The sequence below is a fragment of the Streptomyces sp. NPDC041814 genome (assembly GCF_055590565.1).
In genome coordinates this window covers 468,186-489,398 of record NZ_JBVJAM010000002.1, presented here as the reverse complement: position 1 = coordinate 489,398, position 21,213 = coordinate 468,186, and the positions used below count along the sequence as shown (strand labels likewise).

Below are 21,213 nucleotides of genomic sequence, written 5' to 3'. Positions count from 1 at the left end.
GAAAGAGGACGATCCCCGGTGTCTCTTCGCTCTCTCACCAAGGCTGTCGGCGCGGCGGCCGGCGCGGCCGTGCTTCTCGTGGCCGTGCCCGGCTCGGCGTCGGCCGCGACCGGCCAGTTCCGCTACTCCTACACCACCGCGGACGGGTACGAGGCCGTCGGCTTCCTCAACAACCCCGAGAGCGGCCGGTGCGTCAACCTGGACGCCCCCGCATCCGCGCCCGGGGCCCCCTCCCGGGCACCCAAGAACCTCACGGACGCGACCGCCATCGTCTTCCTCGACGCCGACTGCGAGGGCGACACCTACTACGTCCTGCCGCCCGGCAGGGGCGCCTCCGACCGCCTGCTCCTGAGGTCGGTCGCCTTCTCCTGAGCCGCCCGGCCAAGAGCGTGTCCTGCCGATCGCGGCCGGTTCCGGCCGTGACCGGCAGGACACCCCCGAGGGGCTGTGCCCGGATGCCACGGGCACAGCCCCTCGGCGCGCCGCCCCGATGCGGGGCCGGGCACGTGCGGGCCGGGCGGGTGCGGTGTAGAGAGGAGTCATGGCGCAGCACGCCGAAAGACACCGCCGGGCACTGCTCGCCGTCCCCATCGGCTGGATCATCGCGGTCTCCCTGGTGGACGTTCTCGCACCGCCCGACGTCCATCTGGGCCCGCTGCTCGTGGCGGCGCCCGCGGTCACTCCCTCTATCGGCGGCCCCCGGGCCGTCGGCTTCGTGGCCGCGCTGGCGGTGGTCGCCCAGGCGGTGATCGCGGTGCTGCGCGATCCGGACGAACTGTTCTCGGCCAACCACCAGACGCAGATCGCCGCCCTGGCGCTGGTCGGGGTGTGCCTCGTGGTCTTCTGCGTGCTGAGGGAACGCCGCGCCCGGGAGCTGGAGCAGGTGCGGTACGTCTCCGAGGCGGTCCAGCGGGTGGTCCTGCCCCCACTGCCCCGGCGCCTGGGGCCCCTGCGCGCGGCCTCGCTCTACCTCGCGGCGGAGGCGGAGGCGCAGGTCGGCGGGGACCTGTACGCGGCGGCGCGCACCGAAACGGGAACGCGGCTGATCATCGGTGACGTACGGGGCAAGGGGGTCGGTGCGGTCCGTGAAGCGGCGCTGCTGCTCGGCGCGTTCCACGCCGCGGCCCGGCACCGGGCGGGCCTGGACGAGCTGGTCGCCCACCTGGACGAGAGCGTGTCCCGGGGGCTGCCCGAGTCGGGCGGCCACGGCCCCGGGGAATCGTTCATCACCGCCACCGTGCTCGACATCCCGGACCGGCACGACCGCGTGCACATGGTCTCCTGCGGGCATCCCCCGCCGGTCGTGCTGCGCGAGGGGCGGCCGTTGACGATGGTCGCCGCCTCGCCCGCTCCCCCGCTGGGGCTGGGCGGCCTGTCGCGCCCGCGCTATCACATCGACAGCTTCCGCTTCGTTCCCGGCGACCTTCTGCTGCTGTACACCGACGGTGTGACCGAGGCCCGCGACGCCTCCCGCACCTTCTATCCCCTCACGGAACGTGTCACCGGCTGGGCCGAGGGAGACCCCGAGTCCTTCATCGACCGCTTCCGCGACGATCTGCTGCGGTACGTCGGCGGGCACCTGGACGACGACGCGGCCATGATCGCGATCGGGCACGACGCCGGTCCCGGGGCCTGACTTCGCGGGCCAGGCCCGCCTCCCCCTTGACGGCTCCGTTGGTCCAGTCCAATCTGGGGCACCGCGAATTGTTGTGCCCCTGCCAAGATGGTGAGGTCCCGCCATGCCCCGTACCCCTTCCTCTTCCAGCCGGTCCCGGCGACCGGCGCGGTGCGCGGCTGTCGCCGCGGTCCTCGTCGGCACCGGTCTGCTCGCCACACCCGGCGCCGCTTCGGCCGCCTCCGGGTCCGTGGACGCGGCGGTGGTACGGGTGACGAACGGCAAGGAGCTCAAGGCCGCGCTGGCCGCCGCCGTACCGGGGCAGACGATCGAACTGGCAGACGGCTCCTACTCGGGCAACTTCAAGATCACGCGGGGTGGCACCGCGAGCGCCCCGATCACCCTGAGCGGCTCGCGGGCCGCGGTCCTCACCACCCCCACGGGCGGGGGGAACGGCATCCAGCTCACGAGCGCGCCGTACTGGGTGATCCGGGGCATCACCGTCACCGGCGGTCAGAAGGGCATCATGATCGACTCGTCCGACCACGTCGTGGCCGACTCGGTCGAGATCCACCACACGACCATGGAGGGCATCCACTTCCGTACGTCGAGCAGCTACGGCGTGGTCCGGAACTCCGCCATCCACGACACGGGGCTGTCCGGCGACGGAATGGGCGAGGGGGTGTACGTCGGCACGGCGAACACCCTCACGGACGCGAGCGACCACGTCAGCATCCTCGAAAACGTCATCGGCCCCGGCGTCGGCGGCGAGAACATCGACATCAAGGAAGGCACCACCGGCGGCCTGATCTCAGGAAACACCTTCGACGGCGACGGCCTCACCGGGGCCAACTACGACGACTCCTGGGTCGACATCAAGGGCAACGGCTACACCGTCGAGAACAACCGGGGCACCGGCACCACCAACGACGGCTTCCAGACCCACACCCAGGACCCGGGCTGGGGCTGCGGCACGGTCTTCCGCGACAACACCGCCGACCTGACCGGCGCCACCGGCCCCACCCGCTTCGCCATCGACGTCACCAACTACGCCCCGGACTGCCCCGTGACGGTGACCTCGGACAACCGGGTGACCGGGGGTGCCGGGCTGGTCAACCCCGGCGTGCCGGTCACCTGACGGTCACCCGGCGGCAGCCGACCGCACGGCCCCGCCGACCTGGTCCGGCGAGGTGCGCCAGGGCGCGCCGTGGCCCGGCAGCACCCAGGAGGCGGACAGACCGGCGATCCGGTCCAGCGAGGTGAGCGCTTCGGCGGGATCGTCCGTGAAGGGCGCCGGCTGGGGACCGGTGCGCCCGGTCAGGACGTGCCGCGTGGTCAGGGCGTCGCCCACGAAGACCGCGTCGGCGAGCGGGACGTGCACCGCCACGCTGCCCGGCGAATGCCCCGGCATGCCCACGATCACCGGACTGCCGGGCAGGTCGAGGACGTCACCGTCGGCGATCTCCGTGACCGCGCCGACGTAGCGGGGGCGCAGGCCGTTCTTGCGGAGGGAGTAGCCGAGGAACCCGAGGGCGGGGCCGGGGCGCATGGGGCCGACGGCGACCTTGGGCTTCTTTCCGGTACGGGCGCGGAGCGCGTCGTCGGCGTGGACGAACACCGGTACGCCGTGGGCGGTGCGCAGGCGTTCGGCGAAGCCGATGTGGTCCGAGTCGCCGTGGGTCAGCACGAGGCCGCGGATGTCGTCGGCGGACTTGCCCAGGGCGCGGAGTTCACTCAGCAGATCCTTCCAGTGGCCGGGGAGCCCGGCATCGATGAGGGTGATGCCCTCGTCGGTGTCGACCAGGTAGCAGGACACGACGTCGTTGCCGAGACGGTGCAGATGGGGTGCGAGTTTCATGGGTCTTCCTCCGGGAGCGCGAGCGGGCCTTGGGGATGGGTTAGCTCATCAGGGCGTGCAGTGCGGTGATGACCTGGCGGCCGGGCGGATCGGTGAAGTCACGGACCAGGTCCGTGACGAGGCTCGCCACCGAGGTCACGGAGCCTCCCGCCGCCTCGACCTGGCGCAGCGCTGCCGCCTCCGTGCGCTCCGACATGCCGCCGCACGCGTCGACCGGGACGATCACGTCGTACCCGTCGGCCAGGGCGTCGAGCGCGGTGTGCAGGACCACGATCTCGGAGGTCACTCCGCAGACGACCAGGGTGTCGCGGCCCCGGCTCGTCACCTCCTCGCGCCAGGGCCGGTCGTCCCAGCAGGACGGTCCGCCGCGGACGTACGGGGGCGCCTCGGGGACTTCGGCGATGACGTCCGGGCCACCGGGCCGGGGCGCGGCCGACACGGTGAACGGGATGCCGAGCAGCCGGGCGACCTGACCGAGGGTCCCCGCCGAGCGCCTGATGCCCGCCGGGCTGTTCGTGCGGCTCAGGGCCACGATGCTGTCCTGGAGGTCGGCGAAGACCACCTGCACGGTACGAGGGTCGATCATTGTTCTCACCTCAAATCATTCACAGCCTGAATGGTTCGAGGAAGGTAACATGCTGTCCGTGAACGATGTCAAGTGGACCGAGACGCTCAGTTTTCGCCTGGGTTCCCTGGGCTCGGTGATCTCCGATCAGTACGCGGAGGCTCTGGCCGAGGTCGGCCTGAAGCCCAAGCACGTCGGCGTGCTCGGCGTCCTCGACGCGGGGCTCGCTTCCTCGCAGTTGGAGATCGCCCGGCTGATGCGGGTGGCACCCAGCCTCGTCGTGTCCCTCGCCGATCACCTGGAGTCCAGAGGCGCGATCCAGCGGCTTCGTGATCCGGCCGACCGCCGCCGGCAGATCCTCAGCCTCACCGACGAGGGCCGGGAACTCCTGCGGCGGTGCACGGACATGGCGCTCGCGATCGACGCGCGGCTGGACGCCGTCCTCACCCCGCCCCAGCGGGCCGCCCTCCGTGACGTGATCGGCCGCTTGGCGGCGTCGAACGGCCTGCCGGTGCACGAAGAGTAGCGCGTACGCCAACTGGAGGAATCCCGGAGCGACATGCCGTGCCGCGCCCCCCGTCCGGCGACGGCTGGGGTGAGATCGCCCGATGTGCGCTCCGGCAGGAGGCCGGCGTGCGTGCACGAGCGGAATGGGGGCCGGGTGAGAGGCGTGCCGGGGCCCACGGGCCATGTCGTCGTGGTGGGTGCGGGGCTGTCCGGACTGGCCTGTGCTCTGCACCTGCTGGGGTCGGGCCGCCGGGTCACCCTGGTCGAACGGGACGCGGGTCCCGGAGGCCGGGCGGGGCGGGTCCGGCTGGGCGGGTTCGGGATCGACACCGGCCCCACGGTGCTGACCATGCCGCACCTGGCCGACGAGGCGTTCGCCGCCGTGGGCGACAGCCTGTACCGCCGCGTCGAGCTGACGGCCCTGCATCCGGCGTACCGGGCCTGCTTCGCGGACGGGTCCTCGCTCGACGTGCACACCGACGGCGAGGCGATGGAGGCGGAGGTGCGGCGCTTCGCCGGCCCGGCGGAGGCTGCGGGCTGCCGCGACCTGCGGCGGTGGCTGGAGCGTCTGTACCGGGCACAGATGAGCCGCTTCATCGACACGAACTTCGACTCGCCGTTCGGGCTGCTGCACCCGGACCTGGCCCGGCTCGCGGCGCTGGGCGGATTCGGACGTCTTGACGGCCGGATCGGCCGCTTCCTCTCCGACGAACGCCTGCGCCGGGTTTTCTCGTTCCAGGCGCTGTACGCCGGTGTGGCCCCGGCCCGCGCGCTCGCGGCCTACGCCGTGATCGCGTACATGGACACCGTGGCCGGCGTCTGGTTCCCGAAGGGCGGCATGCACGCCCTCCCCCGCGCCATGGCCGACGCGGCGGCGGAGGCCGGTGCCGATTTGCGGTGGGCGTCCGAGGTGAGCGCGCTGGAGCGTTCGGCGGGGCGGGTACGGGCCGTGCGGCTGGTGACCGGCGAGCGCATCGCCTGCGACGCGGTGGTGCTGAGCTGCGAGCTGCCCGCCGCTTACGCGCTGCTGGGGCACCGCCCCCGGCGTCCGGTCCGGCCGCGCCACTCGCCGTCCGCCGTGGTCCTGCACGCGGGGACCGACCGCACCTGGCCGCATCTCGCGCACCACACCCTCTCGTTCGGCGCCGCGTGGGAGCGGACCTTCGAGGAGCTGACCCGTACGGGCGAGCTGATGAGCGACCCCTCACTGCTGATCACGCGCCCCACCACGCACGACCCCTCGCTGGCGCCCCGGGGCCGCCATCTGCACTACGTGCTCGCCCCCTGCCCCAACACCACGACCGGCCCCCCGGCCACCGCGTGGGCGGATCTCGGCCCGCGCTACCGCGACACGCTCGTCCGCGAACTCGAACGCCGGGGCCTGGACGGGTTCGCGGACAGCATCGAGGAGGAGCTTCTGGTGACCCCGCTCGACTGGACGGCCCGGGGCCACGCCGCCGGCAGCCCGTTCTCCCTGTCCCACACCTTCGCCCAGACCGGCCCCTTCCGGCCGCGCAACCTCGTGCGGGGAACGGAGAACGCGGTCCTGGCGGGGTGCGGCACCACACCGGGCGTCGGCGTGCCGACCGTGCTCCTCAGCGGCAAGCTGGCCGCCGCCCGGATCACCGGCGTCACCGGGCTCCGCCCCCGCCGGACGCACACGGCCTCCTCCCCCCTGGTCCGGGCAGGTGCCGATGACCCGTCGTGAACTGGACGCGGCCGGCATCACCGATCCCGGGCTGCGCACCGCGTACGCCCGGTGCCGGGAGCTCAACGCCCGCCACGGCCGCACCTACTTCCTGGCCACCCGCCTCCTGCCCCCCGAGCGGCGGTCCGCCGTGCACGCCCTGTACGGCTTCGCCCGCTGGGCCGACGACATCGTCGACGACCTGGACCGGCACCGGACCCCCACCGAGCGCGACCGGCTGCTGCTGCGCCTGGAGAGCGACCTGGCGCACGGGCTGCGGACCGGAACGGGCGACGAGCCGGTGGTCCGGGCGGTCGCCGACACCGCTTCCCGGTACGGCATCGGACACGACCTGTTCGCCGACTTCCTGACCTCGATACGGTCCGACCTGACCGTCACCCACTACCCCACCTATGCCGACCTGCAGACATACGTGCACGGTTCGGCCGCGGTGATCGGTCTGCAGATGCTGCCGGTGCTCGGTACGGTCGTGCCCCGGCAGGAGGCCGAGCCGCACGCGGCCGCGCTGGGGGTGGCGTTCCAGCTGACCAACTTCGTACGGGACGTGGGCGAGGATCTCGACCGGGGCCGCGTCTACCTGCCCGGCGATCTGCTGTCCTCCCACGGCGTGGACCGGGCGCTGCTGGAGTGGAGCCGGCGCACCGGACGCGGGGACGCCCGCATCCGGGCCGCACTGGTGGCCGCGACGGAGCTGACGCGCGGGGTGTACCGGACGGCGGAACCGGGCATCGGCATGCTCGATCCCCGGGTGCGCCCCTGTATCCGCGCGGCGTTCACCCTCTACGGCGGAATCCTCGACGCGGTCGCGGAGCAGGACTACCGCGTCCTGCACCGCCGTGCGGTGGTCTCCCGGCGACGCCGCGCGGCCACGGCCGCCGCCGGGGTGCTGAGCGTTGCCGGGGCCCGGTGGCGGGCACGCGGCCGGGCGGTGGCGGACGGCCCGGAAGCCGGGCGGAAGGAGCCGGTGCGGTGAGCCGGCGGAACGGGAGGCGGTGGTCGCCGCCGCTGCGGCTGCGGGCATCCGGCCCCGGCTGGGCGGCGCAGGAGCCCACCTGGCGCGACGCGCGTCCGGCACTCGTCGCCGAGGCGCTGAAGCGGGCCACGACCCGCCCTTCCGGCAACTGGTACGTGGTGGGCGCCTCGCGCGAGGTGCGCGTCGGTGACCGCCCGTACGGCCGGACTGTCGGCGGCACGGAGGTCGTGCTGTGGCGTGCGGCAGGCGGTGAGCCGCGCGCAGGGTCCGGTGTCTGCCCGCACCTGGGGGCACCGCTGCGGGACAGCCGGGTGGTCTGCGGCACGCTGGTGTGCCACTGGCACGGACTCGCCCTGGACGGCGCCCCGTTCGCAGGGTGGCAGCCCTTCCCGGTGTACGACGACGGCGTACTGGTGTGGGTGCGGCTGGACGAGGTGGGCGGTGAGGAGCCCACCGAGCGGCCCGTGGTCCCCGTACGGCCCGCGCGCGGTGGCGCGGTGGACGCGGTGTTCACGGCGGTCGGGCGCTGCGAACCGCAGGACGTGGTGGCCAACCGGCTCGACCCGTGGCACGGTTCGTGGTTCCACCCGTACTCGTTCATCGACCTCTCGGTGGTGCGTGAACCGCGCGGCGAGGGGGACGACGCCTTCGTGGTCGACGTGTCCTTCCGGGTGGCCGGGCGCCTGGTGGTCCCGGTCCGGGCGGAGTTCACGGCGCCGGGGCCGCGCACCGTCGTCATGCGCATCACGGACGGCGAGGGCGCGTCCTCCGTGGTGGAGACGCACGCGACACCCCTGACCCGTCCGGACCACGAGCGCCCGCGCACCGCCGTGGTCGAGGCGACGGTCGCCGCGTCGGACCGGCCGGGCTTCGCGCTCGCCCGGGCCGTCGCCCCGGTGCTGCGGCCGCTGATGCGCCGTACCGCCGGGCGGCTGTGGGTGGACGACCTGGCGTACGCGGAGAGGCGCTGGACACTGCGCAGCACCGGGCGCTTCCCGGGCTGAGGCGCTTCAGGCACGCCCTGCCGCGGCGAGCGCGCGGAGCACGCGGGAGCGGCCCCTCCTGGGCACCGTCCACAGCACCTGCCCCCGGACGCCCCGGTCGGCGAGCAGGGTGTTCGCCGCCAGGAAGCCGGTGGTGGCGGCCCGTTCCATGAGGGCGACGGGCAGGTCGCAGCGGATCGCGTCCCCGGCGAGGGCCAGCCAGGGGTGCGGGGTGCACACCGTGGGGCGCAGGGAGTGGGAGCCGGCCTCGAAGAGCGGGCAGTCGGAGCGCCACTCGTGCCGGGAGTCGACCACGCGGGCGTCGCGGGTCTCCGGGTACACGCGGTGCAGCCGGTCGATGAGCCGTTCCTGCACCTCCTTGTGTTCGGCGCCGGGATCGACGGCATACGCGTGCAGTTCCACGACGGAGCCCCCGGTACGCGCGGCCCAGCGGGCGGCCTCGCCCTCGTACCGTTCCAGGGTGCTGATGTTGTCGAGCCCGTCGTAGCCGCTGGTGCCGAGGAAGCCGGGCCGGTCCGCGCGGACGGGGCGGTCGAGCCAGAGCCGGGAGACGAGGAAGGGCGGTGCGGTGCGCAGGGCGGCGACACCCTCGCGCCAGCGTGCGGTGCCGAGGCCGGGGGACGCGGCGACGGTGTGCCGCAGCCCCTCGGTGTCGAGGGCGAGCACCACGGCGTCGTACCGGTGGGTGCCGGTCGCGGTGTGGACGTGGGCCCCGCCGCCGTCACGAGGGGCGATCCGGTGCACGGGCGTCCCGGTCCGGATGTCCGCGCCGAGGCCGTCGACGTAGGCGGCGAGAGGTTCCCAGAGCGCCTGCGGGAAGGGCTCGGCCGGTACGTCGAAGAGCAGGCCCTCGGACGAGCCGAGGAAGTAGATGTGGAACATCAGCAGCAGTTCGGCGGCGGACAGCCCGCGCGGGTCGGCGAAGAAGCTGCGCGAGAACACCTCGAACGCCAGATGGTGGGCGGCCTCCGGGAAGCGCACGCTCTCCAGGAAGGCGGTCGCGCCGACGCCGTCGAAGCGCTCGTACACCTCGGGGACGCGGACGTCGAGGAGCGGGAGCGCGGACCGGGGATCCATGGCGGCCAGGTCGCGCAGGCCGAAAGTGGGGCTGAGCGCGACGAAGCCGAGCGCGCTGAGGGGCGGCGTCCTCGGGACCCTGGCGAAGCTGTCGGTCAGGCCGCCGCTGTGGCGCAGGGGGTAGTCGGGCAGCGGGACGAGGCGGGCGAGGGCGGGGTCGGTACGCCGGAGCAGGCCGCGCAGGTTGTAGTACTGACGGAAGAAGGCGTGGAACCCGCGGGTCATCGTCACCTGTGAGCCGTCGGCCAGCACGGTGCGGTGGCCGGAGAGGCGGCCGCCGAGTGCGTCCTCCTTCTCGTACAGGGTCACCCGGGCGCCGCGCTCGGCCAGCAGGGTCGCCGCGGACAGGCCGGCGATTCCGCCCCCGACGACGGCGACGGACGGTGCGTCACCTCGTCCGAAGCGTGCCGCGCCGGGTGCGGGCAGGAGGACTTCGGCCTTGCGGTCGCGGCCGCGACGGGCGGCGGGGGGTCGGGCGTTCACGCGGCGTGCTCCGGTGTCGGGGCCGGGTGGCCGTTGCGGGCGAGGAAGGTGTGCACGATGCCCCTCTGCCATCCGGCGACGGGGACGACCCGCACCGAGGTCAGACCGGCCAGGGCGAGCCGCTCGGCGAAGACGGGTGCGGTGTCGAAGGAGGTGACGCTGCGCCAGAGGTGGTGGTAGAGGGCGCGGTCGCCGGTGAGTGTGCCCGCCGGGATGATCACCCCGTGGCAGACGGCGGTCCACAGCGCCCGGTGCGCCCGGGAGCCGCTGAGGCTGTACTCGTGTGCGGCGAGGCGTCCGCCCGGCGCCAGCAGGGTCCGGACGGACCCGAGGACCGCGTCCGGGTCGGTGACGTTGCGGAACAGGTAGGCGGCGAACACCGCGTCGAAGGGCCCCTCCCCGGCCGTGGCCAGTTCCTCCGCGGTCAGGTGGAGGAAGCGCACGCGGGCCGGCCAGGGCTTGGTCAGGGCGCGGCGCAGTATGCCCGCCGACGCGTCCACGGCGGTGATCCTGGCCAGGGGCGCGGCGGTGAGCAGGGCGCGGGTGGAGGCGCCGGTGCCGCATCCGAGGTCGAGGAGGTGCAGTCCGGCGCCGCCCCCGGGGAGCCGGAGCCGCCGGGCCGAGCGCAGGAGGTCGGTGCGGTAGCCGGGGTTGAGGGAGGTCAGGCCGTCGTAGGTGCGAGAGGCGTGGTCGAAGGCCCGGGCCAGGTCGTGGTCGCGCAGAAGGGTCATGGCCGGCTCTCTCCGTCTCGGGTGCCCGGCCGGGCCCGGCGCGGGAGGAAGGGCAGTTCGGCGGCGGTGGCGAGCATCGGCCTGACGGGGGTGCGCAGTCCGATGCCCCACTCCTCCCGGAGCGAGGCCGTGCCGTCGAGGAACCTCAGCAGCCTTTCGGCCGGAACGCGGCGGAACAGGCCGGTGAAGAAGTCCGGGCCGTCGATCCGGCCGGTGTCCAGGGCGCGGAGCACGATGGCGTCCATGGCGAGCGCCCGCCGTCCGTGGGGGGCGGGGACGGCCGCCCGGCCGTCGCGCAGGGCAGCGGCGATGGCCCGGCTCTGCCGTTGCACGGCGGCGAAGGTGTAGCCGGTGGCCGGGCGGGTGGCGCCGCCCGCGGTGCCGATCCGGAACACGGCGGGCCCGGCCCGGTGCGGGAATCGGGCGTCGGTCATCGGAATGACGCCCTGCTCCGTACGCTCCACCGTGAGCGCGCCGAGCCGGAGGACGTCGCGGCAGTAGCCGTCGAGCGCCGCATCGTACGCCCGGGTGGTCAGCGGGCGGCGGGAGAACTCGGTGTACTCCACGAGCGCCCGGTCCGGGGCCAGGGGCAGCACGTAGCCGAACGCGAGCCCGTGGGCGGGCTGGGGAACGCGGAAGTCCATGAGGTCGGCGACCCCGGGATCGAACCGGTCGCCGCCGGTCCGGACGAACCAGCCGCGGAAATGCTGGAGCAGCTGGGTGCGCGCGGGCGGCAGGGCCGGCAGGGGCCGGGAGTCGAACACGCGGCGGGCGCGCACATCGACCGTGGAACCGTCCGGCAGCGTGCAGCGGATCTCGGCCCCGCCGGGCACCGCGCGCACCGCGCCCGCCGTGGCCCGCAGCAGGTGTCCGCCGTCCGCCCGGGCCAGGCGCCCGTGGACCAGGCGTTCGAAGTCGGCGGAGCGCACCATGCGGTAGGTGAAGGGAGCCGGTTCGACGGTGACCGGCCGGCCGTCGGCGCCGTGCACGCGCAGCACGGACCAGGACGCGCTGACCGCCTCGTCGAGGCCGTCCGCCCCCGCGTGCCAGTAGCACCAGGTCCGCTCCGCCGGGCGCTCCGGGCCGTCGGGGGGCTCGATCACGGTCACCCGGGCGGCGCCGGTCTCCGTCAGCCGGTGCGCGAGGCTGAGGCCGGCCGCGCCGCCCCCGACGACGGCCACGTCGCAGCGGCTCATGTCCGGCGCGCCAGGTCCGCCGCCACCTCCCGGGCGGCCCGGGTCCCCGAGGCCAGGGCGCCCTGGACGGAGCCGGTCGCACGGTGGTCGCCGCACACGTAGCGGCCCGGGCGGACGCGGGTGGTGCGGCTCAGCGGCCAGGGCGGGCGCATGGCCGGCAGGGCGCCCTCGACCGTGCGGGCGGCGATCGGCGTCCAGCCGCTCGTGTCGGTGGCGTACAGGTCGGCCAGCCGCCGCAGCACCGCCTGGTCACGGCCCGGGAGGTCGGCGCCCAGCACGGAGGTGGAGATCAGCGCGGTGCCGGGAGGCGCGTATGTGGGGGCGACCTCGCTGAGCACGCAGGTGTTCAGGACCGGTCCGATGCTGTCCACGAGCAGCGTCGGTTCGGCGAGCGGGGTGCGGTCGGTGGCGTGGTAGTACGTCGTGACGGTGCGGGTGTCCGGCACAGCGAGGCCGGGCAGCAGGCGGGCGGCGGCGGCCGGTTCGGTCGCCACCACGACGATGCTCGCGGGGACCTCGCTCCCGTCCTCCAGGGCGGCGCCCGTTTCGGTGATCTCCGCGACGGGGGCGCCGAGCCGGAGTACGCCGTCGGGGAGGCCCTGGGCGAGCTGGTGGGGCACGGCGCCGATGCCCTGCGCGGGCAGGCACAGCGTCCCGCGCACCATGCTCCGCCAGACCAGGTGGAAGAAGCGGGCGGAGGTGTCGAGCCCGTCCTCCAGGAACACCCCCGCCAGGAACGGCCGCAGTACACCGGTGATCACGTCATCCGACAGGCCGGCCCGGAACAGCGCCGCCGAGGTGGTTTCGTCGCGGCGGCGCCTGACCGAGGAAACGGGGAGCATCGCGTCGCGTGCCGTGAGTGCCGCGAGGATGCCCAGATCGCGGGCGGAGAGAACCCGGCCCGGCAGCAGGGCCCCCACCGCGCCCGGTTCCCGCGTCGGGTCGGCGAGGCGGACGGGGCCCGTCCGGGTGTGGGCGATGATGCCCGCGGTGAACGGCCGCAGGCGCAGGCTTCTCAGCTCCAGGCGCCGTTTCACCTGCGGGTACGAGGTGTTGAAGACCTGGAAGCCGCGGTCGAGCAGGAATCCGTCCCGGCGGTCCGTGCGCATCCGGCCACCCACCGAGTCGGACGCCTCGAGGAGGACCACCTTCCGTCCGGAGCGGCAGAGATCCAGCGCGCAGGCCAGGCCGGCCAGACCGGCTCCGACGACGACGGCGTCCGTGGGCCGGCGGTGCTCGTCGGTCATGCTGCTCCTCGCCCCGGCGGTCATTCGGTCCAGCGGACCACGTTCCGCGGGCCGATGCGAGGAGCCACGCATGTGCGGACCGGGTGACGCACGGGGAGCCCCGGAAGCCGGGCTCCCCGTGCGCGGGGGTCAGCCGCCCGAGCAGACCGCCCCGTTCAGACGGAAGACGGCCGGGTCGGGGTTGGGGCCGTCGTTGGCACCGACGAACCCGAAGGAGGCGGTCGAACCGCCGTCCGGCGCCAGCGGGCCCGCGCCGTCGGGAGCGGTGACCCGCACATGGGAACCGGTCTGGTGGAACGTGGCGTTCCAGCCCGAGTCCACCGACTGGCCGGTCGTCGGCCAGTCCCAGTCCACGGTCCAGCCCGTGATCGGCGTGCCCGCCAGATTCCGTACGGTCACGGTGGTCACGAAGCCGTTGCCCCAGCTGGAGTCACGGTGGTAGGTCACCGAGCAGACCGCGTCCGCCGGGGTGCCGGTGCTGAAGGTCAGCGGGGAGGACGCGCCGGAGAGCCTTCCCGCCGCGTCGGCGGCCAGCACGTTGACCGTGTGGGTGCTGCCCGGCGGCAGGTTCCGAAGGGTGACGGAGGTGCCGGTGGTCTCGCCGACCAGGCGGGTGTGGGCGCCGTCGCGCTCCTGGACCAGGTACCGGGTCGCGCCCGTCGCACCGTTCCAGGTGAGGCGCGCGGTGGTGTCGGTGACGGCGTCCAGGCGCGGAGTGCCCGGGGTGCCCGCGGCCGAAGCGCCCGGCCCCGTCCCGGTCTTCGGTTCCAGCGTCACGGTGAGCAGGGCGTACGGGGGCACCGTGACCCGGGACGCGGACGCGTCGCCGTCGGTGACCTCGGTGATGTCGCTGTCGCCGCGCGCGTAGCGGCGGACCTCCGGCGCGGTGGCGGACGGGGTGAAGCCGTCGTAGTCGAGGGCGACGGTCCGTGCGCTGTCGGGGTCCTTGTTGACGAGCATGACGCTCAGCCGCCCGTCGTCGCGGAGCACGGCGTGCGCCGAGACGTCCTGCGCGGAGGACGCGGCGGCGACCATCGTGTCGCCCGCGGTGCCCAGTTCGGCGGTCATCTTCATCCCGTAGTACGGGTGGAAGGGCGTGTTCGGCGCCGGCTGGCAGACGTCGCCGGTGCAGCCGCCGCTGGACAGCATGCCCATGTCGCCGTAGTCGGTCTCACCGTCGACGGTGGTGATCTCGCCCGCGCCGTTGTGGGTGTTCCACCAGTCGACGTTGAACACGCCGTTCTCCAGCGCCGTCATGAACGCGTCGGCGGCGAACAGGCCGTTGGGGCGGGCGGTGAGCCGGGCGCCACCGGTGTTGGTGTTGATCTCGGTGAGCGCGATCCCGATGTCGGGTGAGTGGGCACCCGCGACCCGGTCGATCTGGTTGCGCACCTCGCGGAGTTCGCCGGGCAGCTTGGCCAGCTTCGACAGGGCGGCGTCGGCGGTGGTGTCCGAGCCGCCCGCGTACCAGTGCACGCTGACGAAGTCGATGACGTCGGCCACGGCCGGGAGCACGGTGTGGTTCCAGTCGCCCGCGTCGCCGTCGCCGACGACTCCGTCCGGCCACTCCCCCGGGCTGGTGAGGACCGCGCCGATCTTGACCGTGGGGTCGACGGCCTTCATCGCCGCCGCGTAGGCGCGCACCTCGCGCGCGTACTCCTGCGGGCTCTTGTCCTCGTGCTCGTCGTTCTCCCAGCCGCTGCCGTAGTGGCCGTTGCCGTAGATCTCGTTGCCGATCTCCCAGTACTTCGCACCGTACTTCTTGGTGACGTTCGCGTACCTGACCCAGCCGGCCGCCTCCTCGGGGGTGCCGGAGCCGTAGTTGGCGATGAGGATCGGCTGCGCCCCGGCGTCGCGGACGGTGCCCATGAAGGCGTCGAAGCCGGTGCCCGGGGCGACGTAGCCGCCGGGCGCCGTGTGGGTCTCCCAGTGGTAGATGTCCGCGTACGAACCTCCCGGGTAGCGCATCACCCCGACGTCGGCCGCCGTCATCAGGTCCGCCACCTCGGGGTCGTTCATGTGCGAGTCCCAGATGGCGGTGTTGACCCCGCGGGCGGCGCCGGTCAGCGTGCCCAGCGCCGCCTGTGCGTTCACCTGGACGTCGACGTCCGCGTCGTCGGCGGCGGCCTGAGGCGCGGCGGGGGCCACACCGGTCAGCGAGGCCAGCAGCGCGAGCGAGGCGGCGAGGACGGCGGCGGCGCGGGCCGGTCCGCGTGCGGGTCTGTGCGTTGGCGCCATGGGTGATCCTCCCTGGGATCTCGGCGGCACGGTGGAGTGGGACAGGTGTGGGAGCGCTCCCATCATGGGGAGGACGTGACGCCCTGTCAACGGCGGCGACAGGCACCGAAAGAGCGCCGAATGGGGGCTTCCGGAGCGGCCGCGGTCTTCTCTACTGTCGATGACCGGCTCATCCGGAACTTCTGGGAGATCACATGAAGCCTCAGACCCTGTACTGCTTCACCTGCGATTCCGACGAGACCCACCGCCCCCTCACCGACGACGAGAAGACCTGGCTGAGGACGCGGACGGGGCGCACCAAGGTGGACGAGTTCTTCATGTGCGAGGCGCCGACGTGCCGCAACGTCCGCAGCGGGTTCGTCAAGCGCCCGTTCAATCCCGTCGTCCGGATCCCGGCGCCCTGACCCCGACCCGCTCGTCATGCGTACCACCGGCGTCGCGGGGCAGTGCGCCCCGTACGAGGAGGCCGAGGTCCGGTGTCCGTCCTGGTCGTGCAGAACACCGCGCGCGGGGGTCCCGGCCGGGTCGGTGCCTGGCTGAGCGCCGCAGGGCTCGGCCTGCGGGTGCTGCGCCCGTACGCCGGTGAGGCGTTGCCCTCCGCACTCGGGGGCCGTCCGCTCGTCGTGCTCGGCGGCGGCTTCCTTCCCGACGACGACGAACGCGCGCCCTGGCTCGCCGCCACCCGCCGCCTGGTCGGGCAGGCGCTGGCGGAGGGCACACCGATGCTGGGGATCTGCCTGGGCGGGCAGATGCTGGCGCAGGTGGCGGGCGGGACGGTGCGTGCCGCGCACGGGGAGCCCGAGTTCGGCAGCACGATCATCCGGTTGCGGGCGGAAGCGGCGGACGACCCGTTGTTCTCGGGGCTGGACGAGAAGGTGCCCGCGATCGAGCGGCACATCGACGCGATCACCCGCCTTCCGGCGGGGGCGGTCTGGCTCGCCTCCAGCGACGGCTGCCCGTACCAGGCGTTCCGGGTGGGGAGCCGGGCCTGGGGAGTGCAGTTCCACCCCGAGGCGGAGGCCCGGAACATCACCACGTGGGACCGGGACCGGCTGGCCGCCCGGGGCGTCGACCGGGACCGGCTCCACGCTCGGGCGGCGGCCGACGAGCCGGCGACGGTCGCGGCGTGGTCCGCCTTCACCGAACGGTTCGCGGTGGTGTGCGGGGCCTGATCCGGCGCCCCCCGGCCCGCCTCCCCGCGGCGGCGCCCCGGTGCGCCGTGCGGACACCGTCCCCCCGTGTACAACCCACGGATAACGTTGGCATAAGGTGAGCCTCACCTAATCATTTAAAGGTGAACCAACGAGGAGCACGTTCATGTCACATCGGCGCCGTGGTACAGCCGCAGTCGCTCTCGCCGTCGCTGCCGCACTGTCGCTGGCCGCGTGCGGCGCCGACTCCTCCGGGAAGGACGGCGGCTCGTCCTCCCAGGGGTCCAAGGACTCGAAGTCGGTCGCCAAGGGCGGCAAGGACTTCGGCGACGCGGCGGCGAAGACCGCTGCGCTCGGCACGGACGCGAAGCCCGGTCAGTGGCCGCGTACGGTCAAGCACGCGATGGGCAGCACCGAGATCAAGGAGCAGCCCAAGCGCGTGGTCGTGCTCGACGTCGGCGAGCTCGACAACGTCGTGTCGCTCGGTGTGAAGCCGGTCGGCCTCGCGCCGACCGAGGGGTCGCCGGAGCTGCCGTCCTATCTCAAGAAGGACGCGGGCACACCGAAGAACATCGGCACGATCAACAGCCTCAACCTGGAGGCCATCGCCGCGCTCAAGCCGGACCTGATCCTGGGCAGCCAGCTGCGCGCCGCCAACTCCTACGACGAGCTGTCGCAGATCGCGCCCACCGTCTTCTCCATCCGGCCCGGGTTCACCTGGAAGGAGAACTACCTCCTCAACGCCGCCGCGCTCGACAAGACGGCGCAGGCCGAGGCGAACCTCGCCGCGTACAAGAAGAAGGCCAAGGCCCTCGGGGACAAGCTGGGGGCGGACAAGCCGACCGTGTCGATGGTCCGCTACCTGCCCGACGGCCTGATCCGCCTCTACGCCAACGACTCCTTCATCGGCACCATCCTCAAGGACGTCGGCATCCCGCGTCCCAAGAACCAGGACATCGCGGACCTGGCGGCCGAGGTGAGCGCCGAGAACATCGACCAGGCCGACGCCGACTTCATCTTCACGGGCGTGTACGGCGATGCCAAGGCGACCGACAAGAGCAAGGCGCAGGCCAACCCGCTCTGGAAGAACCTGAAGGCGGTCAAGGACGGCCACGCCTTCGACGTGCCGGACGAGACCTGGTACCTGGGCCTCGGTGTCACCGCCGCCGACGCGGTCCTCGACGACCTCGACAAGTACCTGACGGCCTGAGGGCCGCGGTCCGAGAAGAGAGAGTGAGTCCGGCGCATGCCGCCACCCAACCTCACCCGCCGGCGGGCGGGCTGGCTGCTGGCCGGTGCGGCGATGCTGCTGGTCGCCGTCCTGCTGAGCCTCACCGTCGGCAGCCGCCAGATCGCGCCGGGGGACGCGCTGCAGGCGCTGTTCCACGACGGCGGCAGCGACGACGCCCAGGTGGTACGCGCGCTGCGGGTGCCCCGGACCGTGGTCGGCGTGCTCGCGGGCGCCGCGCTCGCCCTCGCGGGAACGGTCATGCAGGGGATCACCCGCAACCCCATCGCGGAGCCGGGCATCCTCGGTGTGAGCCAGGGCGCTTCGGTCGGCGTGGTGACCGCCATCGCGTTCTTCGGGGTGCACTCGTTGAACGGCTACGTGTGGTTCGCGTTCGCCGGAGCGGCGCTGGCCGGGGTGGGCGTGTACGCGGTCGCCAGCGGCGGGCGCGGCGGGGCCTCGCCGGTGAAACTCGCCCTGGCGGGGGCCGCGATGAACGCGTTCCTCGCCTCGCTGGTGTCCGGGGTCGCCACCACCAACGCGCGCGCCCTGGACGAGTTCCGGTTCTGGCAGGTCGGCTCGCTCAGCGGGCGCGACGGCGAGGTGATCGCCCAGGTGTGGCCGTTCGTGGTGGCCGGGACGATCCTGGTCGCGATGATCGCCCGGGGCCTGGACGCGCTCGCGCTGGGCGACGACGCCGCGCGCAATCTCGGCAACAACGTCGGGCGGCTGCGGGTCCTCGGTGCGCTCGGTGCGCTCGTACTCACCGGGGCGGCCGTGGCCTCGGTGGGCCCGATCGCCTTCACCGGTCTGGCCGTCCCGCACATCGCCCGCGCGCTGGTGGGCACGGCACACCGCTGGGTGCTGCCGCTGGCGGCCCTGCTGGGTCCGGTGATGATCCTCGGCTCCGACGTGCTCGGACGTGTTCTCTTTCCGCCTTCGGAGGTGCCGGTGGCGGTCATGACCGCCCTGCTGGGTGTGCCGTTCCTGATCGCGCTGGTCCGGCGCCGGAAGGCGGTGGCCGCGTGAGCAACCTCGAAGCCACCGTCGTACCCCGTCCGCGCCCGGGCGGGCATGCCGTACTGCGGCGCGGGCGGGCGAGTTTCCTCGTGCACCGCCGGGCGGCCGTGGTCGCCGTGACGCTCGCGGTGCTGCTGGCGTGCGCGGTCGTGGCGTACCTGTGCGTCGGTGAATCGTTCGTGGCGCCCTCCGAGGTCGTACGCGTCCTGCTCGGCCGCCCCAGTCCCGACGAACTCGTCGTGGGCACGCTGCGGTTGCCGCGCCTGGTCGTGGGGCTCCTCGCGGGGGTGGCGTTCGGTGTCGCGGGGGCGCTGGTGCAGACCGTCGCGCGCAACCCGCTGGCCAGCCCCGATGTCATCGGCGTCACGCACGGGGCGGGTGCGGCCACGGTGGCGGCGCTGAGCTTCAACGCCGTCGCCGCCGACGCGCTGCCGTATGTCTCCGTGGCCGGTGGCCTGGCGGCTGCCCTGCTCGTGTACGTGTTCGCGTGGCGGGGCGGGCTGCACTCCTCCCGCTTCGTCCTGGTCGGCATCGGTGTGTCGGTCGCGCTCGGCTCGCTGACGCAACTGCTGCTCACCAAGGGCGACTACCTGGTGGCCCAGCAGGCCAAGGTCTGGCTCACCGGCTCGCTCAACAGCCGCGGTTACGAGGAGGCCGGCCCCCTCGCCCTCGTGCTCCTGATCGGCCTGCCGGCGGCCCTGTGGGCGGCGCGGGCACAGCGCGGCGCGTCGTTCGACGACGACACGGCGACCGCGCTCGGTGTGCGTCTGGGCCGGGTCCGGCTCGGGCTCACCGTGCTCGGGGTCGTCCTGGCGTCGGTGGCCACCGGCGCGGTCGGACCGGTCGACTTCGTGGCGCTGCTCGCCCCGCAGATCGCGCGCCGCCTGACCCGCACGGCACAGACCCCGCTGCTGTCGTCGGCGCTGACCGGGGCGCTGATCGTCGTGGTCGCCGACCTGCTGGCCCGCCGCCTGTTCTCCCCGGTCGAGCTGCCGACCGGTGTCCTCACCGCCGTGGTGGGCGCGCCGTACCTGATGTGGCTCATCGTCCGTACCCGTGGCCGTTCCGGAGGCATCTCGTCATGAGCCGTCCGTCCGCCAGCCGACTCTCGGCGCACGACCTGACCCTCGCCTATGAGGACCGGACCGTGGTCGAGGGCCTGGACCTGGAGATACCCGACGCCAAGGTGACCATCGTCGTCGGGCCCAACGCCTGCGGGAAGTCCACGCTCCTGCGGGCGCTCGGCCGGCTCCTGAAGCCCCGCCGCGGTGCCGTACTGCTGGACGGCGCGGAACTGGCGGGCCTCCCCGCGAAGGAGATCGCGCGGACCGTCGGCGTACTGCCGCAGTCCCCGACGCCGCCCGACGGCATCACCGTCGCCGATCTCGTGGCGCGGGGCCGCCAGCCGCACCAGAAGTGGTGGCAGCAGTGGTCGGAGGCCGACGAGCAGGCGGTGAGCGAGGCCCTGGAACGTACGAACACGGCAGCCCTCGCCGACCGTCCGGTGGACGAGCTCTCCGGTGGTCAGCGCCAGCGGGTGTGGATCGCGATGGCCCTGGCGCAGGACACCGAACTCCTGCTGCTGGACGAGCCCACGACGTACCTGGACGTCGCCCACCAGGTGGAGGTCCTGGACCTGGTGCGCCGCCTCAACCTGGAGCGCGGGCGCACCGTCGTCGCCGTGCTCCACGACCTGAACCAGGCCATCCGCTATGCCGATCACCTCGTCGCGATGAAGGACGGGCGCATCGTGGCGCAGGGGGCGCCGGACGAGGTCGTCACCGAGGAGATGGTGCGGGAGGTCTTCGGCCTGTCGTCCGTCATCATCCCGGATCCCCTGACGGGCGGTCGCCTCGTCGTCCCGGGGTACAGCTGGCAGCCGTCGACGGCGGCACCGGTGGAGAGCGCGTAGGCCCGCCGCGGTCGTACCACCTGCCGCGGTCCTGTTACGGCAGCCAAGCCGCCTCCGCCCGGCGGAAGAGGTCGGAGGCCGGGGTGAGGAGCACCGTGCGGAGAGGAGTGGTCAGCCAGGTGGGGTCCATCGCCGCGCCCATGGTGTGTTCCATGAGGGCCAAGGACTCCGCGCACAGAGTCTCCGCATGGAAGTCGATGCCCTCCGCCCAGGCGGGGACGTCCGGTTTCGGTTCCATCCAGGCCGCGTCCTCGACTTCGAAGGGGTCGAACATGCCGTCAACGGTGCCGTCCAGTGCGTGCATCACCTGAAAACCGGCGTTGACGTCCGCGTAGACGCTGAAGAACTCTCCGCCGTCGGCGGAGGCGCGGCGGGCGATCTCCGGGATGCAGCCGTAGTAGCCCGATTCGATGGCGATGACGTGCGGCCCGGAGGTCACCACACCGAGCAGGTGGTGCTCCTGGTACAGGTGGTCGGCCTGCTCGTCCGCCGCCTCGTCGAAGGTCATCGGCCGCCACGCCCCCGGGTCGCCGCCGAAGGCCCGTATGACCTCGTCCTCCGTTTTTCCGGCTGTGGCGGAGAACGTGAACGCGATCGGCTCTTCGGCATCGGCCCACGCGTAACGGGCGACGAGCTCCTGCCACTTCGCCGGATCCGGGCGTCGCGCCGGCGCGGGTACGTCACGTGTCATACCGCCGCA

21 protein-coding genes are annotated in these 21,213 nt (G+C 73.4%); 13 read left to right on the top strand and 8 right to left on the bottom strand.

Annotation, left to right across the window (positions count from 1 at the left end; genetic code table 11):
- The first annotated feature begins 18 nt into the window (after window positions 1-18).
- From ACZ6C6_RS07590 to ACZ6C6_RS07580, 3 genes are all read left to right on the top strand, one after another.
- On the top strand, window positions 19-372 hold the full coding sequence (locus ACZ6C6_RS07590) for a hypothetical protein (RefSeq protein ID WP_469200105.1): 354 nt from the start codon (window positions 19-21) through the stop codon (window positions 370-372).
- 169 nt (window positions 373-541) lie between these two features.
- Window positions 542-1,636, top strand: coding sequence for a PP2C family protein-serine/threonine phosphatase (locus tag ACZ6C6_RS07585; RefSeq protein WP_469200103.1), 1,095 nt, complete (start codon window positions 542-544; stop codon window positions 1,634-1,636).
- Window positions 1,637-1,739: 103 nt separating this feature from the next.
- Complete coding sequence (locus ACZ6C6_RS07580; RefSeq protein ID WP_469200101.1) at window positions 1,740-2,753, top strand: right-handed parallel beta-helix repeat-containing protein; 1,014 nt, start codon at window positions 1,740-1,742, stop codon at window positions 2,751-2,753.
- A 3-nt stretch (window positions 2,754-2,756) separates the two neighbouring features.
- Here ACZ6C6_RS07580 and ACZ6C6_RS07575 read toward each other — a convergent pair whose 3' ends face one another.
- Window positions 2,757-3,473 (bottom strand): MBL fold metallo-hydrolase, encoded by a 717-nt coding sequence (locus ACZ6C6_RS07575; RefSeq protein WP_469200099.1) that lies wholly within the window; start codon window positions 3,471-3,473, stop codon window positions 2,757-2,759.
- A 40-nt stretch (window positions 3,474-3,513) separates the two neighbouring features.
- Window positions 3,514-4,059 carry an isochorismatase family protein gene (locus tag ACZ6C6_RS07570; RefSeq protein ID WP_469200097.1) on the bottom strand — a complete coding sequence of 182 codons (546 nt, stop codon included), beginning with the start codon at window positions 4,057-4,059 and terminating at the stop codon, window positions 3,514-3,516.
- Between the two features lie 49 nt (window positions 4,060-4,108).
- Here ACZ6C6_RS07570 and ACZ6C6_RS07565 point away from each other — a divergent pair, with 49 nt between their 5' ends.
- The 4 genes from ACZ6C6_RS07565 (at window position 4,109) to ACZ6C6_RS07550 (ending at window position 8,230) form a co-directional block, all read left to right on the top strand.
- Entirely contained in the window at window positions 4,109-4,564 is a 456-nt protein-coding gene (locus ACZ6C6_RS07565) for a MarR family winged helix-turn-helix transcriptional regulator (protein ID WP_469200095.1), read from the top strand.
- Window positions 4,565-4,699: 135 nt separating this feature from the next.
- Window positions 4,700-6,253: a phytoene desaturase family protein gene (gene crtI / locus ACZ6C6_RS07560; RefSeq protein ID WP_469200093.1), complete on the top strand. Its 1,554-nt coding sequence runs from the start codon at window positions 4,700-4,702 to the stop codon at window positions 6,251-6,253.
- Entirely contained in the window at window positions 6,240-7,226 is a 987-nt protein-coding gene (locus tag ACZ6C6_RS07555) for a phytoene/squalene synthase family protein (RefSeq protein WP_469200091.1), read from the top strand. The genes crtI and ACZ6C6_RS07555 overlap by 14 nt, the downstream gene beginning before the upstream one ends.
- The gene (locus ACZ6C6_RS07550) at window positions 7,223-8,230 is read left to right on the top strand and encodes a DUF5914 domain-containing protein (RefSeq protein WP_469200089.1); all 1,008 of its coding nucleotides are present in this window, start codon (window positions 7,223-7,225) and stop codon (window positions 8,228-8,230) included. Before ACZ6C6_RS07555 ends, ACZ6C6_RS07550 begins: the two co-directional genes overlap by 4 nt.
- A gap of 6 nt (window positions 8,231-8,236) precedes the next feature.
- Here the strand turns inward: ACZ6C6_RS07550 and ACZ6C6_RS07545 are convergent, their stop codons facing one another.
- The 5 genes from ACZ6C6_RS07545 to ACZ6C6_RS07525 all read right to left on the bottom strand — a co-directional run bounded on the left by ACZ6C6_RS07545 (window position 8,237) and on the right by ACZ6C6_RS07525 (window position 15,202).
- Complete coding sequence (locus ACZ6C6_RS07545; RefSeq protein WP_469200087.1) at window positions 8,237-9,790, bottom strand: FAD-dependent oxidoreductase; 1,554 nt, start codon at window positions 9,788-9,790, stop codon at window positions 8,237-8,239.
- Window positions 9,787-10,521, bottom strand: coding sequence for a class I SAM-dependent methyltransferase (locus ACZ6C6_RS07540; RefSeq protein ID WP_469200085.1), 735 nt, complete (start codon window positions 10,519-10,521; stop codon window positions 9,787-9,789). The genes ACZ6C6_RS07545 and ACZ6C6_RS07540 overlap by 4 nt, the downstream gene beginning before the upstream one ends.
- Window positions 10,518-11,717, bottom strand: coding sequence for a lycopene cyclase family protein (locus tag ACZ6C6_RS07535; RefSeq protein ID WP_469200083.1), 1,200 nt, complete (start codon window positions 11,715-11,717; stop codon window positions 10,518-10,520). Before ACZ6C6_RS07535 ends, ACZ6C6_RS07540 begins: the two co-directional genes overlap by 4 nt.
- Window positions 11,714-12,964: an NAD(P)/FAD-dependent oxidoreductase gene (locus ACZ6C6_RS07530; protein WP_469200081.1), complete on the bottom strand. Its 1,251-nt coding sequence runs from the start codon at window positions 12,962-12,964 to the stop codon at window positions 11,714-11,716. The genes ACZ6C6_RS07535 and ACZ6C6_RS07530 overlap by 4 nt, the downstream gene beginning before the upstream one ends.
- Before the next feature lie 129 nt (window positions 12,965-13,093).
- A complete protein-coding gene (locus ACZ6C6_RS07525) occupies window positions 13,094-15,202 on the bottom strand; it encodes a cellulose binding domain-containing protein (RefSeq protein ID WP_469200079.1) in 2,109 nt (702 codons plus the stop codon).
- Window positions 15,203-15,396: 194 nt separating this feature from the next.
- On the opposite strand from ACZ6C6_RS07525, the gene ACZ6C6_RS07520 reads away from it, so the two are divergent.
- The 6 genes from ACZ6C6_RS07520 to ACZ6C6_RS07495 all read left to right on the top strand — a co-directional run bounded on the left by ACZ6C6_RS07520 (window position 15,397) and on the right by ACZ6C6_RS07495 (window position 20,513).
- The gene (locus tag ACZ6C6_RS07520) at window positions 15,397-15,606 is read left to right on the top strand and encodes a hypothetical protein (RefSeq protein ID WP_469200077.1); all 210 of its coding nucleotides are present in this window, start codon (window positions 15,397-15,399) and stop codon (window positions 15,604-15,606) included.
- A gap of 72 nt (window positions 15,607-15,678) precedes the next feature.
- The gene (locus ACZ6C6_RS07515; RefSeq protein ID WP_469200075.1) at window positions 15,679-16,374 is read left to right on the top strand and encodes a type 1 glutamine amidotransferase; all 696 of its coding nucleotides are present in this window, start codon (window positions 15,679-15,681) and stop codon (window positions 16,372-16,374) included.
- Between the two features lie 145 nt (window positions 16,375-16,519).
- A complete protein-coding gene (locus ACZ6C6_RS07510) occupies window positions 16,520-17,563 on the top strand; it encodes an ABC transporter substrate-binding protein (protein ID WP_469200073.1) in 1,044 nt (347 codons plus the stop codon).
- A gap of 36 nt (window positions 17,564-17,599) precedes the next feature.
- Entirely contained in the window at window positions 17,600-18,610 is a 1,011-nt protein-coding gene (locus ACZ6C6_RS07505) for a FecCD family ABC transporter permease (RefSeq protein WP_469200071.1), read from the top strand.
- Window positions 18,607-19,686 carry a FecCD family ABC transporter permease gene (locus tag ACZ6C6_RS07500; protein ID WP_469200069.1) on the top strand — a complete coding sequence of 360 codons (1,080 nt, stop codon included), beginning with the start codon at window positions 18,607-18,609 and terminating at the stop codon, window positions 19,684-19,686. Before ACZ6C6_RS07505 ends, ACZ6C6_RS07500 begins: the two co-directional genes overlap by 4 nt.
- A complete protein-coding gene (locus tag ACZ6C6_RS07495; RefSeq protein ID WP_469200067.1) occupies window positions 19,683-20,513 on the top strand; it encodes an ABC transporter ATP-binding protein in 831 nt (276 codons plus the stop codon). The genes ACZ6C6_RS07500 and ACZ6C6_RS07495 overlap by 4 nt, the downstream gene beginning before the upstream one ends.
- Before the next feature lie 34 nt (window positions 20,514-20,547).
- On the opposite strand, the gene ACZ6C6_RS07490 is transcribed toward ACZ6C6_RS07495, so the two are convergent.
- Window positions 20,548-21,204: a DUF6461 domain-containing protein gene (locus ACZ6C6_RS07490; RefSeq protein ID WP_469200065.1), complete on the bottom strand. Its 657-nt coding sequence runs from the start codon at window positions 21,202-21,204 to the stop codon at window positions 20,548-20,550.
- Between the last annotated feature and the right edge of the window lie 9 nt (window positions 21,205-21,213).

Coding starts and splice junctions, on each gene's coding strand:
- ACZ6C6_RS07585 (WP_469200103.1), top strand. CDS start 542: ATGGCGCAGCACGCCGAAAGACACCGCCGGGCACTGCTCGCCGTCCCC.
- ACZ6C6_RS07580 (WP_469200101.1), top strand. CDS start 1,740: ATGCCCCGTACCCCTTCCTCTTCCAGCCGGTCCCGGCGACCGGCGCGG.
- ACZ6C6_RS07575 (WP_469200099.1), bottom strand. CDS start 3,473: ATGAAACTCGCACCCCATCTGCACCGTCTCGGCAACGACGTCGTGTCC.
- ACZ6C6_RS07570 (WP_469200097.1), bottom strand. CDS start 4,059: ATGATCGACCCTCGTACCGTGCAGGTGGTCTTCGCCGACCTCCAGGAC.
- ACZ6C6_RS07565 (WP_469200095.1), top strand. CDS start 4,109: ATGCTGTCCGTGAACGATGTCAAGTGGACCGAGACGCTCAGTTTTCGC.
- ACZ6C6_RS07555 (WP_469200091.1), top strand. CDS start 6,240: ATGACCCGTCGTGAACTGGACGCGGCCGGCATCACCGATCCCGGGCTG.
- ACZ6C6_RS07540 (WP_469200085.1), bottom strand. CDS start 10,521: ATGACCCTTCTGCGCGACCACGACCTGGCCCGGGCCTTCGACCACGCC.
- ACZ6C6_RS07535 (WP_469200083.1), bottom strand. CDS start 11,717: ATGAGCCGCTGCGACGTGGCCGTCGTCGGGGGCGGCGCGGCCGGCCTC.
- ACZ6C6_RS07530 (WP_469200081.1), bottom strand. CDS start 12,964: ATGACCGACGAGCACCGCCGGCCCACGGACGCCGTCGTCGTCGGAGCC.
- ACZ6C6_RS07525 (WP_469200079.1), bottom strand. CDS start 15,202: ATGGCGCCAACGCACAGACCCGCACGCGGACCGGCCCGCGCCGCCGCC.
- ACZ6C6_RS07520 (WP_469200077.1), top strand. CDS start 15,397: ATGAAGCCTCAGACCCTGTACTGCTTCACCTGCGATTCCGACGAGACC.
- ACZ6C6_RS07510 (WP_469200073.1), top strand. CDS start 16,520: ATGTCACATCGGCGCCGTGGTACAGCCGCAGTCGCTCTCGCCGTCGCT.
- ACZ6C6_RS07505 (WP_469200071.1), top strand. CDS start 17,600: ATGCCGCCACCCAACCTCACCCGCCGGCGGGCGGGCTGGCTGCTGGCC.
- ACZ6C6_RS07495 (WP_469200067.1), top strand. CDS start 19,683: ATGAGCCGTCCGTCCGCCAGCCGACTCTCGGCGCACGACCTGACCCTC.
- ACZ6C6_RS07490 (WP_469200065.1), bottom strand. CDS start 21,204: ATGACACGTGACGTACCCGCGCCGGCGCGACGCCCGGATCCGGCGAAG.